12 protein-coding genes are annotated in these 13,782 nt (G+C 56.5%); 10 read left to right on the top strand and 2 right to left on the bottom strand.

The window, feature by feature from the left end; all coding sequences use genetic code 11:
- The first annotated feature begins 110 nt into the window (after positions 1-110).
- The 3 genes from JK621_RS07245 to JK621_RS07255 all read left to right on the top strand — a co-directional run bounded on the left by JK621_RS07245 (position 111) and on the right by JK621_RS07255 (position 2,084).
- The gene (locus tag JK621_RS07245) at positions 111-293 is read left to right on the top strand and encodes a Trm112 family protein (protein ID WP_006320791.1); all 183 of its coding nucleotides are present in this window, start codon (positions 111-113) and stop codon (positions 291-293) included.
- Complete coding sequence (gene kdsB, locus JK621_RS07250; RefSeq protein WP_126481641.1) at positions 290-1,039, top strand: 3-deoxy-manno-octulosonate cytidylyltransferase; 750 nt, start codon at positions 290-292, stop codon at positions 1,037-1,039. Before JK621_RS07245 ends, kdsB begins: the two co-directional genes overlap by 4 nt.
- Before the next feature lie 148 nt (positions 1,040-1,187).
- Positions 1,188-2,084 (top strand): YcbJ family phosphotransferase, encoded by an 897-nt coding sequence (locus JK621_RS07255; protein ID WP_212559228.1) that lies wholly within the window; start codon positions 1,188-1,190, stop codon positions 2,082-2,084.
- Here JK621_RS07255 and elyC read toward each other — a convergent pair.
- Positions 2,081-2,854 carry an envelope biogenesis factor ElyC gene (gene elyC / locus JK621_RS07260; protein WP_212560148.1) on the bottom strand — a complete coding sequence of 258 codons (774 nt, stop codon included), beginning with the start codon at positions 2,852-2,854 and terminating at the stop codon, positions 2,081-2,083. The genes JK621_RS07255 and elyC overlap by 4 nt on opposite strands.
- 151 nt (positions 2,855-3,005) lie before the next feature.
- On the opposite strand from elyC, the gene cmoM reads away from it, so the two are divergent.
- From cmoM to mukB, 4 genes are read left to right on the top strand one after another with little or no spacing between them, the layout of a single operon-like run.
- Complete coding sequence (gene cmoM / locus JK621_RS07265; protein ID WP_212559229.1) at positions 3,006-3,791, top strand: tRNA uridine 5-oxyacetic acid(34) methyltransferase CmoM; 786 nt, start codon at positions 3,006-3,008, stop codon at positions 3,789-3,791.
- Positions 3,788-5,110, top strand: a complete 1,323-nt coding sequence (gene mukF, locus JK621_RS07270) for a chromosome partition protein MukF (RefSeq protein WP_212559230.1) — start codon at positions 3,788-3,790, stop codon at positions 5,108-5,110. The genes cmoM and mukF overlap by 4 nt, the downstream gene beginning before the upstream one ends.
- The gene (gene mukE, locus JK621_RS07275) at positions 5,091-5,819 is read left to right on the top strand and encodes a chromosome partition protein MukE (protein ID WP_006320785.1); all 729 of its coding nucleotides are present in this window, start codon (positions 5,091-5,093) and stop codon (positions 5,817-5,819) included. The genes mukF and mukE overlap by 20 nt, the downstream gene beginning before the upstream one ends.
- Positions 5,816-10,264, top strand: a complete 4,449-nt coding sequence (gene mukB, locus JK621_RS07280) for a chromosome partition protein MukB (protein WP_212559231.1) — start codon at positions 5,816-5,818, stop codon at positions 10,262-10,264. Before mukE ends, mukB begins: the two co-directional genes overlap by 4 nt.
- A gap of 125 nt (positions 10,265-10,389) precedes the next feature.
- Here mukB and JK621_RS25335 read toward each other — a convergent pair whose 3' ends face one another.
- On the bottom strand, positions 10,390-10,611 hold the full coding sequence (locus JK621_RS25335) for a hypothetical protein (protein WP_006324566.1): 222 nt from the start codon (positions 10,609-10,611) through the stop codon (positions 10,390-10,392).
- Between JK621_RS25335 and ldtD the strand changes: the two genes are divergently transcribed.
- The 3 genes from ldtD (at position 10,610) to JK621_RS07295 (ending at position 13,771) form a co-directional block, all read left to right on the top strand.
- Positions 10,610-12,328 (top strand): L,D-transpeptidase, encoded by a 1,719-nt coding sequence (ldtD, locus tag JK621_RS07285; protein WP_249337152.1) that lies wholly within the window; start codon positions 10,610-10,612, stop codon positions 12,326-12,328. The two genes, JK621_RS25335 and ldtD, sit on opposite strands and share 2 nt — an antisense overlap.
- Positions 12,329-12,509: 181 nt before the next feature.
- Complete coding sequence (locus tag JK621_RS07290; protein ID WP_212559233.1) at positions 12,510-13,058, top strand: YcbK family protein; 549 nt, start codon at positions 12,510-12,512, stop codon at positions 13,056-13,058.
- A gap of 65 nt (positions 13,059-13,123) precedes the next feature.
- Complete coding sequence (locus JK621_RS07295; RefSeq protein ID WP_212559234.1) at positions 13,124-13,771, top strand: MBL fold metallo-hydrolase; 648 nt, start codon at positions 13,124-13,126, stop codon at positions 13,769-13,771.
- The last annotated feature ends 11 nt before the right edge of the window (positions 13,772-13,782 follow it).

Below are 13,782 nucleotides of genomic sequence, written 5' to 3' on the forward strand. Positions count from 1 at the left end.
ATTCAATCCCGGAGTCAGATTAAAATGCAGCGGTAAAACAGCCGGTGATTAACCTGCCGCATAGCGTTATGCTATTCTCACGCACTTTAGATCTCCACCCTGGAGGAAGCATGGACCACCGTTTACTCGAAATCGTTGCCTGCCCGGTCTGCAACGGTAAGCTCTATTTCAATAAAGAAAATCAGGAACTGGTCTGCAAAGTGGACGGCCTTGCCTATCCGCTGCGTGACGGCATTCCCGTTCTGCTGGAAAACGAAGCGCGTGCGCTGTCATTGGATGAGAAACACGCATGAGTTTTATCGCTATTATTCCAGCCCGTTACGCATCAACCCGTTTGCCGGGCAAACCCTTGGCCGATATTCACGGTAAGCCAATGGTCGTGCACGTAATGGAACGTGCGCGTGAATCCGGCGCCAGCCGCGTTATCGTAGCGACCGATCACCCCGAGGTGGCCGAAGCGGTCAAAGCCGCCGGTGGCGAAGTGTGCATGACCAGTCCGCATCATCATTCCGGCACCGAACGCCTGGCGGAAGTGATCGAGCACTATGGTTTTGCCGATGACGAAATCATCGTTAACGTGCAGGGTGACGAACCGATGATCCCGCCGGTCATTGTGCGCCAGGTGGCAGAAAACCTGGCAGCCAGCCAGGCCGGCATGGCCACTCTTGCGGTACCGATCGACAGCGCGGAAGAAGCCTTTAACCCCAATGCCGTCAAAGTAGTGATGGATGCGCAGGGTTACGCGCTCTATTTTTCACGCGCGACTATTCCCTGGGATCGGGAACGTTTTGCTCAATCCAAAGAAAGTATCGGCGACAGCTTGCTGCGCCACATCGGCATTTACGCCTATCGTGCCGGTTTTGTGCGCCGTTATGTCAGTTGGGCGCCAAGCCAGCTGGAGCAAATTGAGCTGCTGGAGCAACTGCGGGTGCTGTGGTACGGTGAAAAAATCCACGTGGCGGTCGCTAAAGCCATTCCGACCGTGGGTGTTGATACGCCGGAAGATCTGCAGCGCGTGCGCGACAGCATCAAAGGCTGAGCATTAAACGCCGGCATGCCACCTGGCGTGTCGGCAGTACAATTTCCCGCCTTTTTATCCCCATTTTGTTGATCTGCGTTGAAGCTTTTTTTTGCTTACCGTTCGATGATGTCAGCGTCTCCTCCTTATTTTTTGAGGTTATTTCCTTATGGAGCAGTTACGCGCCGAACTGAGCATTGTGCTGGGCGAATCTATCAGCCGGCTGGAACGCGTCAGCGAACAGCCTTATGCACACATGTATTCACTGTACGATCAACAGGGCCACGCGATCCCGCTGATGGCAAAAAGCTTTGTCTGCCAGGGGATCGCCCAGCAGGAAGCCTATAAGCTGTCGATGCTGGCGCGTGAAGGCGATATCCGTCTGCCGACGGTGTATGGCGTGGTCTATACCCATCAGGCGCCCTATAAAGAGATTCTGTTGGTCGAGCGTCTGCGGGGGGTATCGGTAGAGGCGCCGACGCGCACGCCGGATCGCTGGAATATGCTGATGGAACAAATCGTTGATGGCGTATTGGCTTGGCACCGTATTGACAGCCACGGTTGCGTCGGTACGGTTGACAGCACGCAGGAAAACGACTGGTTTTGTTGGTATCAGCAGCGGATCGAGGTGCTGTGGTCGACGCTCGGCAACCTCAACTCACCGCAGTTGACGATGGCCGATCGCCGCTTGTTGTACCGTACGCGAGAAGCGCTGACCCATTTTTTTGTCGGTTTCGACGACCCCTGTGTGCTGGTGCATGGCAATCTGTCGTTACGCAGTATGCTGAAGGATGCCAAAAGCGACCAACTGCTGGCGATGCTCAACCCTGGGATGATGCTGTGGGCCCCGCGCGAATATGAGCTGTTCCGGTTGTGCGAGACGGGGATGCCCAGCCAACTGATGTTTTATTATTTGCAGCGGGCCCCGGTATCGGAGTCGTTCCTGGTGCGGCGTTGGCTATATGGCGTGTGGGAGGCGGCAGGGCGCTTGATTCACACCGGCAAGTTGGACCGGCAGCTGTTTGACCATGCATCGAAACAGCTGCTGCCCTGGCTTGCGGGTTAATCGACAGCGGCTTCATCTGCTCCTTTCAGCGATTGCCACAGGCTGCCCAGCGTTTCATACCAGGCACGTTCGCTGTGGCCCAGGAACATGGCCGAAGGTACCACGCGATCCCAAATGTTCAGCCTTGAGCTGATGGCCAACTGATTGGCCGGCGCCGGGATAGGGTGCAGCCCTTTGGCTTCAAAAAAGCGCATTGCCCGCGGCAAATGGTTGGCGGAGGTCACCAAAATAAACGGTTGCCGGCCGACCAGCTTCGACACCTGCAACGCTTCCTGCTCGGTATCCATCGGGCGATCCAATAACACCATATCGCTACGCGGCACCCCCAGGCTTTCCGCTACCCGCGCCGCTGTTGCTGCGTTGCTCAAGGTATTGGCGCCGCCGGCACCGGTGAACACCATCTTGCTCCCCGGATGCGCGAGATATAAGCGCACGCCCTCCGTCACTCGTGGCAGGCTGTTACCTATCAGATTGGAGCTGGGAGCCCAATCCGGGTTAAAGGTATAGCCGCCGCCCAGCACCACGATATAATTCACCTGATCATTGCCACGATAGGTTACATATTCAGACTCTATAGGTCGCAACAGGCGATCGGCCACTGGTTGCAGGCTGAAAAGCAGTAAAAACAGCCAGCTCAGTGATAAAATTACTCTGCCGCTTTTTTGCCAGCGGGTGAACCACAGCAGCAACAGCGCCAGCCCCATCAACAGCAGCAGCGCAGGTAACGGCATTAAAATGGCGCCAATGAACTTTTTCAGGTTGAACAGCATCAAAAATCAGGTCCTTTTGGGCGAAAAAACGACATCCGGGCACAATCAGGCCGCAAGAAGATTCATTCTAAGCCAGTCTGTGCCAAAATAGCAGGTTTGAATGGGCTGGCGCTTTGCCCCCATCAGGATAAGATCAGCGGAGCCGTTGTCCATGCAGGATCGCAATTTTGACGATATTGCTGAAAAGTTTGCGCGTAATATTTACGGCACCACCAAAGGGAAGATCCGTCAGGCGGTAGTCTGGCAGGACCTGACCACGCTGCTGGCCCAGTTGCCGCAGCGGCCGCTGCGCATTCTGGATGCCGGCGGCGGCGAAGGCCACCTGGCTTGTCAACTGGCAGAATTAGGACATCAGGTGTTGTTGTGCGATCTTTCAGGTGAGATGATCCAACGCGCTGCGCAACTGGCCGAACAGAAAGGTGTGAGCCAGAACATGCAATTCATACAAAGTTCAGCGCAGGATATTGGTCAGCACTTGGAACAGCCGGTTGATCTGATATTGTTCCATGCGGTGCTTGAATGGATTGCTGAACCTGAGGTGGCGTTGCAGGCGTTGTTCAACTGCCTGTTACCCGGCGGCGCGCTGTCATTGATGTTCTTTAATGCCAATGGCCTCTTGATGCGCAACGTGGTGTTGGGTAATTTCCAACTGGTGAATCCCGAGGTCAGAAGGCGCAGAAAGCGCTCTTTGTCGCCGCAGTATCCGCACAGCCCGCCGCAGGTGTATGGCTGGTTGGAGCAAATGGGCATGCGCATCAGCGGGAAAACCGGGGTGCGGGTGTTCCACGATTATCTGCAGAGCAGGCAGCTACAGACGCAAAAATTTGAAGAGTTACTGGCGCTTGAACAGCACTATTGCCGGCAGGAGCCGTACGTGAGTTTGGGGCGCTATATTCACGTCATGGCGCATAAACCAAACCTGAAGGACGAACTATGAGTGAATTTTCCCAGACAGTACCCGAACTGGTCGCCTGGGCACGGAAAAATGATTTCTCTATTTCGCTCCCTACGGAGCGTCTCGCGTTTTTGCTCGCTATCGCCACCCTTAACGGCGAGCGGCTGGACGGCGAGATGAGCGAAGGTGAGCTGGTTGATGCATTTCGCCATGTCAGCAAGGGTTTCGAACAGACGCATGAAACGGTGGCGGTCCGCGCCAACAATGCGATTAACGACATGGTGCGCCAGCGCCTGTTAAACCGCTTTACCAGCGAACTGGCAGACGGTAACGCCATTTATCGTCTGACGCCGCTGGGCATAGGTATCACCGATTACTACATCCGTCAGCGCGAATTCTCTACGTTGCGCCTGTCGATGCAGCTGTCGATCGTGGCGGAGGAGCTAAAGCGCGCCGCCGACGCCGCCGAAGAGGGCGGGGATGATTTCCATTGGCACCGCAACGTGTTTGCACCGCTGAAATATTCGGTGGCGGAAATCTTCGACAGTATCGACATGACCCAGCGGCTGATGGATGAACAACAGCAGGGCGTGAAGGACGATATCGCGGCATTGTTGAACCAGGACTGGCGGGCGGCTATCTCCAGTTGCGAAATGCTGTTGTCCGAGACTTCCGGCACCTTGCGCGAGCTGCAGGATACGCTGGAAGCGGCGGGCGACAAGCTGCAGGCCAACCTGTTGCGCATTCAGGATGCGACGCTGGGTGGGATGGAACTGGGCTTCGTCGACAAACTGGTGTTCGATCTGCAAAACAAGCTTGACCGCATTATCAGTTGGGGCCAACAGGCGATTGACCTGTGGATCGGTTACGACCGCCACGTGCATAAATTTATCCGTACCGCGATCGACATGGATAAGAACCGTGTGTTCGCTCAGCGTTTGCGCCAATCGGTGCAAAACTATTTCGACAACCCATGGACGCTGACCCACGCCTCCGCCTCTCGTCTGCTGGATATGCGCGACGAAGAACTGGCGTTGCGCAGCGAGGAAGTGACCGGGGAACTGCCGCCGGATCTGGAGTTCGAAGAGTTCAGCGAGCTCCGCGAACAGCTGGCGGCAATGATCGAACAGGCGCTGAAGATTTATCAGGAACAACAGATGCCGCTCAATTTAGGGGCGGTAATGCGCGATTATCTGGCGCAATATCCGCGTGCGCGTCATTTTGACGTGGCACGTTTAGTGGTCGACCAGGCTGTGCGCCTTGGTGTGGCTGAAGCAGATTTTTCAGGGTTGCCGGCACAATGGCAGGCAATCAATGATTACGGAGCCAAGGTCCAGGCCCATGTCATCGACAAATATTGAACAAGTAATGCCAGTCAAGCTGGCCAAGGCATTGTCTAACGCGCTGTTTCCTGCGCTCGACAGCCAACTGCGTGCGGGTCGTCACATCGGTATCGATGAGCTGGACAACCATGCCTTCTTAATGGATTTCCAGGACGAGCTGGAAGAATTTTACACCCGCTACAGCGTGGAACTGATCCGTGCGCCGGAAGGGTTTTTCTACCTGCGCCCGCGTTCCACTACCCTGATCCCGCGTTCGGTATTGTCCGAACTGGACATGATGGTGGGAAAAATCCTGTGTTATCTCTATCTCAGCCCCGAGCGCCTGGCGCATGAGGGGATCTTCAGCCATCAGGAGCTGTACGACGAGCTGCTGAGCCTGGCGGATGAGACCAAATTGCTGAAGTTCGTTAACCAGCGCTCCACCGGCTCGGATCTCGATCGTCAGAAACTGCACGAAAAAGTGCGTACCTCGCTGAATCGCCTGCGTCGTCTGGGCATGGTCTATTTCATGGGCAATGACAGCAGCAAGTTCCGCATCACCGAAGCCGTGTTCCGCTTTGGCGCCGACGTGCGCAGCGGTGACGATCCGCGTGAAGCGCAACTGCGCATGATTCGTGACGGTGAGGCGATGCCGGTTGAAAACAGCTTGTCGCTGAATGACGAGAGCGAAGCTGAAGACCAGCAGGTTGATAACACTCCGGACAGTGCAGAGGATGAACAGGAATGATTGAACGCGGTAAATTTCGCTCGCTGACGCTGGTCAACTGGAACGGCTTTTTTGCCCGTACTTTTGATCTGGATGAGCTGGTGACCACGCTGTCCGGCGGTAACGGGGCCGGGAAATCCACCACTATGGCGGCTTTCGTCACCGCGCTGATCCCCGATTTGACGCTGCTGCACTTTCGTAACACCACCGAAGCCGGCGCCACCAGCGGTTCGCGCGACAAGGGCTTGCACGGCAAGCTGCGCGCCGGGGTCTGTTACTCCACGCTGGATGTGATCAATTCACGCCATCAGCGCGTGGTGGTCGGTGTGCGTCTGCAGCAGGTGGCCGGCCGCGATCGCAAGGTGGACATCAAGCCGTTCACCATTCAGGGCCTGCCGACCGCGGTACAGCCGACTGAACTGCTGACCCAAACGGTAGGCGAGCGCCAGGCGCGCGTGCTGACGTTGCAGGAACTGAAAGAGCGCGTCGAAGAGATGGAAGGCGTGCAGTTCAAGCAGTTCAACTCGATCACCGACTACCATTCCTTAATGTTCGATCTGGGCGTGATCCCGAAACGCCTGCGTTCGTCCGCCGATCGCAGCAAGTTTTACCGCCTGATCGAAGCCTCGCTCTACGGCGGGATTTCCAGCGCCATCACCCGCTCGCTGCGTGACTATTTGCTGCCGGAGAACAGCGGCGTGCGCAAGGCGTTCCAGGATATGGAAGCAGCGCTGCGCGAAAACCGCATGACGTTGGAAGCGATTCGCGTCACTCAGTCGGACCGTGACCTGTTCAAACACCTGATCTCCGAAGCCACGTCCTACGTGGCGGCAGACTATATGCGCCATGCCAACGAGCGGCGCATTCATCTGGATGGCGCGCTGGCGCTGCGCAGCGATCTGCTGGGCAGCCGTAAACAGCTGGCCGCCGAGCAGTATCGCCACGTGGAAATGGCGCGTGAGCTGGCAGAGCAGAGCGGCGCGGAATCCGATTTGGAAACCGACTACCAGGCCGCCAGCGATCACCTGAATCTGGTGCAGACGGCGATGCGTCAGCAGGAAAAGATCGAGCGTTATGAGGGCGATCTGGAAGAGCTGACCTACCGCCTGGAAGAACAGAACGAAGTGGTTGCCGAGGCCAGTGAGCAGCAGGCCGAAAACGAAGCGCGCGCCGAGGCGGCCGAGCTGGAAGTGGATGAGCTGAAAAGCCAGCTTGCCGACTACCAGCAGGCGCTCGACGTGCAACAGACCCGCGCCATTCAGTATCAGCAGGCGTTGCAGGCATTGGAGCGCGCGCGTGGGCTGTGCCAACTGCCGGAGCTGACTGCAGAAAATGCCGAACAGTGGCTGGATACCTTCCAGGCGCGTGAGCAGGAAGCGACGGAAGCGTTGCTGATGCTCGAACAGAAACTGAGCGTGGCCGACGCCGCGCACGGCCAGTTTGAACAAGCTTATCAGCTGGTGGGTAAAATCGCCGGCCAGGTCAGCCGCAGCGAAGCCTGGCAATGCGCGCGCGAATTGTTGCGCGATTGGCCTTCGCAGCAGCACCTTGCCGAACGCGTACAGCCGCTGCGCATGCGCCTGAGCGAGCTGGAACAGCGTCTGCGCTCCCAACAAGATGCCGAGCGTCTGTTGCAGGAGTTCTGCAAGCGCCACGGCCAGGAGTATCAGCCGGACGATCTCGATGCGCTGTTGCAAGAGTTGGAAGAGCGTCTGGAGTCGCTGTCGCAGAGCGTCAGTGACGCCGGTGAGCGACGGATGGAAATGCGTCAGGAACTGGAACAGATCCAGCAGCGTATCCGTGAGCTGACCGCCCGTGCGCCAGTCTGGCTGGCGGCACAGGATTCCCTGAGTCAGCTTAGCGAGCAGAGCGGTGAAGAGCTGGAAAACAGCCAGCAGGTGACCGAGTTCATGCAGCAACTGCTGGAGCGCGAACGTGAAACCACCGTTGAGCGCGACGAAGTGGCTGCCCGCAAGCGCGAAGTTGAAGCGCAGATCGAGCGCCTTAGCCAGCCTGGCGGCGCCGAAGATCAGCGTCTGGTGACGTTGGCCGAACGTTTTGGCGGCGTGCTGCTCTCTGAAATTTACGACGATGTCACCATCGACGATGCACCTTACTTCTCGGCGCTGTACGGCCCATCGCGTCACGCGATCGTAGTGCCGGATCTGTCGCTGGTGCGCGAGATGCTGGAGGGGCTCGAAGACTGCCCGGAAGATCTCTATCTGATCGAAGGGGATCCGCAGTCGTTCGATGACAGCGTGTTCGCCGTCGAAGAGCAAGACAGAGCGGTGTTGGTGAAAACCGCCGATCGTCAATGGCGTTATTCGCGTTACCCGGAAGTGCCGCTGTTTGGCCGCGCCGCGCGTGAAAATCGCCTGGAAGTGCTGCATGCCGAGCGTGAAACGTTGGCTGAGCGCTACGCGACCTTGTCGTTCGACGTGCAAAAGACCCAGCGTTCGCATCAGGCTTTCAGCCGCTTTATCGGCTCCCATCTGGCGGTGGCGTTTGACGCCGATCCGGAAGCAGAAATCCGTGGCCTCAATTCCCGTCGCGGTGAAATCGAGCGTGCGCTGAATAACCATGAAGCGCAGAACCAGCAGCAGCGGCAGCAGTACGATCAGGCGAAAGAGGGCATCTCGGCGCTCAACCGCCTGATGCCGTTGGTGTCACTGTTGAACGACGACACCCTGCAGGACCGGGTGGAAGAGATCCGCGAAGAGCTGGAAGAGTCGCAGGATGCCGCGCGCCATATTCAGCAACACGGCGTCTCCCTGGCCAAGCTGGAACCTTTGCTGTCGGTGTTGCAAAGCGATCCGCAACAGCATGAACAGCTGCAGCAGGATTACGCCCAGGCGCAGAGCGTACAGCGCCAGGCCAAGCAGCAGGCGTTTGCTCTGATCGAAGTGGTACAGCGTCGTGCGCACTTTGGTTATACCGACTCCGCCGGCATGCAGAACGCCAATAACGATCTTAACGACAAGCTGCGTCAGCGTCTGGAGCATGCGGAAGCGGAACGTACCCGCGCCCGTGAGCAACTGCGCCAGTATCAAACCCAATTTACCCAGTACAGCCAGGTGCTGGCATCGCTGAAAAGTTCGTATGACGCCAAGCGCGACATGCTGAAAGAGCTGAGCCAGGAACTGGTGGATATCGGCGTGCAAGCCGATGCCAATGCCGAATTGCGTGCACGAGCGCGTCGTGACGAGCTGCATGCGGCGCTGAGTACCAACCGCGCACGCCGTAATCAACTGGAAAAACAGCTGACCTTCTGCGAAGCGGAAATGGACAGCCTGCAGAAGAAACTGCGCAAGCTGGAGCGCGACTATTACCAACTGCGTGAGCAGGTGGTGACCGCCAAGGCGGGCTGGTGTGCGGTCATGCGCATGGTGAAAGACAACGGCGTTGAGCGCCGTCTGCACCGTCGCGAACTGGCTTATATGGACGGTGACGAGCTGCGTTCGATGTCGGATAAGGCACTGGGTGCGCTGCGTCTGGCGGTGTCGGATAACGAACATCTGCGCGATGTATTGCGCCTGTCGGAAGATCCAAAACGCCCGGAACGCAAGATTCAGTTCTATATCGCGGTGTATCAGCATCTGCGCGAGCGTATCCGCCAGGATATCATTCGTACCGATGACCCGGTTGAGGCCATCGAACAGATGGAAATCGAGCTGGGTCGCCTGACCGAAGAACTGACCGCGCGTGAGCAGAAGCTGGCGATCAGTTCCAAGAGCGTGGCGAATATCATCCGCAAAACCATCCAGCGTGAACAGAACCGCATCCGCATGCTCAACCAGGGTCTGCAGGCGGTGTCTTTCGGCCAGGTGAAGAGCGTGCGGTTGAACGTCAACGTGCGCGAAGCGCATGCGACGCTGCTGGACGTGCTTGCCGAGCAGCGAGAGCAGCATCAGGATCTGTTCAACAGCAACCGTCTGACCTTCTCTGAAGCGTTGGCCAAGTTGTATCAGCGCCTGAACCCGCAGATTGATATGGGGCAACGCACGCCGCAGACGATCGGCGAAGAGCTGCTGGATTACCGTAACTATCTGGAGCTGGAAGTGGAAGTGTTCCGCGGCTCCGACGGTTGGTTGCGTGCCGAGAGCGGCGCGTTGTCTACCGGGGAAGCGATAGGGACCGGGATGTCGATTCTGGTGATGGTGGTGCAAAGCTGGGAAGAGGAGTCACGCCGTTTGCGTGGCAAGGATATCTCACCTTGCCGCCTGCTGTTCCTCGATGAAGCGGCGCGACTGGATGCCAAGTCCATCGCAACGCTGTTCGAGCTGTGCGATCGTCTGGAAATGCAGCTGATTATCGCCGCGCCGGAAAACATCAGCCCGGAAAAAGGCACCACTTATAAGCTGGTGCGTAAGGTGTTCCAGAACCATGAGCACGTGCACGTAGTGGGGCTGCGCGGTTTCGCCAATGAGCCGCCTGCGCTGGGCGCGGCTACGGTAGAAACGCCGTAAACGCAAAAAAGTCCGCTAATAATCTGAAAATAGCCGCCCTGGGGTGGCTATTTTTTTGTGAGCATGGATGATGGTCCTGCTTTTTTATCCGCTAAAAAACGGGTAGCTTAATGAAATAACAGTTATTAACGGCGTCCAAGGGCAAAATGGCCTTTCTGTTCGTATACTGAAATTAATAAGCGGTTTTTGATGTATTTTTTGTGAGCATACAGGGGGCAATGGATGTTGCTTAAAAATGGAAACACTTTACGGCGTCTGGCGCTGAGCTGCGCAATCGCATCTGGGCTTGCGTCGTCGTTACCCGCATGGGCAACCGTGCCCGCGTTTCCGGTGGCGTCATCCGGCATGTCAGTTGCGCAAAGCCGTTCGGAATTGTTGGCAGCATTGCCGAAAGGGATTACACCGTACTATCTTTCAACGCTGGCTCCTTTGTACGCTGCGAACCGAATGCAATTGATGTGGCAGGATCGCGAGGCGGTTCAGCAGTTCCAGCAACAGTTGGCCGAACTGGCCATATCCGGCGTGCAGCCGCAGTTTACCCAATGGGTGAAGCTGCTGACCGATCCGGCGATCACCGGCGTGGCGCGCGACGTTGTCCTGTCTGATGCTATGCTGGGGTATTTGCAGTTCGTTTCAGCCATCGGCGCCAACGGTAACAACTGGCTGTATAGCAATATTCCCTACAAGCTCGGCCTGCCGCCTAATGCGGTGATCAATCAATGGCAACTGGCGGTGCGTCAGGGCAATACGTTGGCTTATGTCACCAAGCTGGCGCCTCAGCACCCGCAATATGCCAAGATGCATCAGGCGCTGCGCGAGATGCTGGCCGACAACCGTCCATGGCCGCAGATGGCTAACGGTCCGAGCTTGCGCCCCGATCAACTGAGCAGCGACATTGCCGCCCTGCGTGAGATCCTGGCGCGCAATGGCATGCTGACCACTACCGCAGCACCGGTGCAAACGCAGGAGCCGCCTGCGGTACTGACCGGTTCGCGCAATGAACCGGACGATGGCGGCTTGTCGGTAGATGAAGAAAAAAGCCGCGAGAGCAAAAGTGTGGTTATCAGCCCGTCTGCCGCACCGGTAAAAGATCTTTCCGCATCGCCGGAATCGCCATTCGCCCAGCAGCCTGCCGCCCCGGTGACCGTCACTGATAACGCTTATACCCCCGATCTGGTCGAAGGCGTTAAACGCTTCCAGAAATGGCAAGGCTTGGCCGCTGACGGCGTGATTGGCGCCCGTACCCGCGAATGGCTCAACGTGTCGCCGCAAATGCGCGCTTCGCTGTTGGCATTGAATATCCAGCGTTTGCGCATCCTCCCAGGCTACGTCGACACCGGGATCATGGTTAACATTCCCAATTACTCGCTGACTTACTACCAGAACGGCAATGAAGTGCTTTCCTCACGGGTCATCGTCGGTCGGCCTAGCCGCAAGACGCCGCTGATGAACAGTGCGCTGAACAACGTCGTGGTCAACCCGCCGTGGAATGTGCCGACTACGCTGGTACGCGAAGATATTGTGCCAAAGGCAATGCGTGACGGCAGCTATTTCCAGAAACACGGCTATACCGTGCTTTCCGGCTGGAGCAATGACGCTGAAGTCATTAACCCGGCGATGATTGACTGGAACATGGTGTCTGCGCGTAATTTCCCGTACCGCATCCGCCAGGCGCCAGGCGCCACCAACTCACTGGGGCGTTTCAAATTCAACATGCCGAGTTCGGACGCTATCTATCTGCACGATACGCCGAACCATAATCTGTTCCAGAAAGATATTCGTGCCCTGAGTTCCGGTTGCGTGCGCGTTAACAAGGCATCTGATTTGGCTAATATGCTGCTGCAAGATGCTGGCTGGGACAATACCCGCGTTTCCTCCACCCTTAAAGGGGGAAATACCACCTACGTAAATATTCGACAGCATATTCCGGTTAAATTGTATTATTTAACCGCCTGGGTTTCTGATGACGGAAAGCCACAATTTCGTACAGATATTTACAATTACGATGATACGGTGAGATCGGGTGCACAAATTTTGGCTCAGGCCGAAAAATTAATGCAATAAATGCAGTAATTATAAATAAATAACGGTCTGAATATCGGACCATGATGCAGGCACTCATTCAGTGGGTGCCTGCAAACCGCGGGACATCACGGGTTGACTCAGGCTGTGTGGGCGGTTATGGTTCGGGCAGTGCGCTGTTTTGTGCATATATTTTGATATTCTTGCCGGGTTTAACAGAAACATGGACAAAATTGATCATCATCGCCGTAAATGGCTGGCGTTAGGTAGCGCTGCCATGGGTATAGCTCTGCTCCCTGGGCAGGCTTTTGCCAGCCTTTCTACTTCACGCCCACGTATTCTGGTCGTAAATAACATGCATACGGGCGAATCGTTGAAGGCCGAATTCTTTGATGGGAAAGGTTATAATAAAGACGAGCTGGTTCGTCTTAATCATCTTTTCCGTGATTACCGCGCCAATAAGGTTAAGCCGATCGATCCCCGTCTGTTTGATCAGCTCTATCGTCTGCAAGGTCTATTGGGTACCAACAAGCCGGTGCAGTTGGTTTCAGGTTACCGTTCTCTGGATACCAACAACGAGCTGCGTGAGCGCAGCCGCGGTGTGGCCAAGCACAGCTATCACACCAAAGGCCAGGCGATGGATTTCCATATCGAAGGTATCCAGTTGAGTAATATCCGTAAAGCGGCGTTAAAAATGCGCGGTGGTGGTGTAGGATATTACCCACGTAGCAACTTTGTACACATCGATACCGGCCCGGTGCGGACCTGGTAATCGCTGTACACCATTGTGAATAGCGCCAGCCTGCGAGGGTGTGGCGCTGTTGTCGTTGGAGCCTTATGAAATACCAAATTATTCCCGTTACCGCCTTCAGTCAAAATTGTAGCCTGATCTGGTGTGAAAGCACGCGACAGGCGGCATTGGTCGATCCCGGTGGCGAGGCAGAAAAATTGAAGGCCGAAGTGGCGAAACAGGGCGTTACGATCACGCAGATCCTGCTGACGCACGGCCATCTCGATCATGTAGGTGCCGCAGCGGAACTGGCTGAGCATTATCAGGTACCGATTTACGGCCCGGATAAGGAAGACGCTTTCTGGCTGGACGGCTTGCCGGCGCAGAGCCGGATGTTTGGGCTGGAAGAGTGCGCGCCGTTGACGCCGACCCAATGGCTGCAAGAAGGCGACAAGGTGCAGGTGGGCGAGATGACGTTCAACGTGTTGCATTGCCCTGGCCACACGCCTGGCCATATCGTCTTTATTAATGAAAAGGCGCGGCTGGCGCTGGTGGGCGACGTGCTGTTTAACGGCGGTGTAGGCCGTAGCGATTTCCCGCGTGGCGATCATCAGGCGCTGATTAACTCTATTCGTACCAAGCTGTTGCCGCAGGGCGATGACATGGCGTTTATTCCAGGCCATGGGCCCATGTCCACCTTTGGTCAGGAGCGTGAAACCAACCCGTTCCTGCGCGAAGAGCCGGCTATTTGGTAAGGTTATTTCCC

Origin of the sequence: Serratia plymuthica (genome assembly GCF_018336935.1) — a bacterium.
GTDB lineage: Bacteria > Pseudomonadota > Gammaproteobacteria > Enterobacterales > Enterobacteriaceae > Serratia > Serratia plymuthica_B.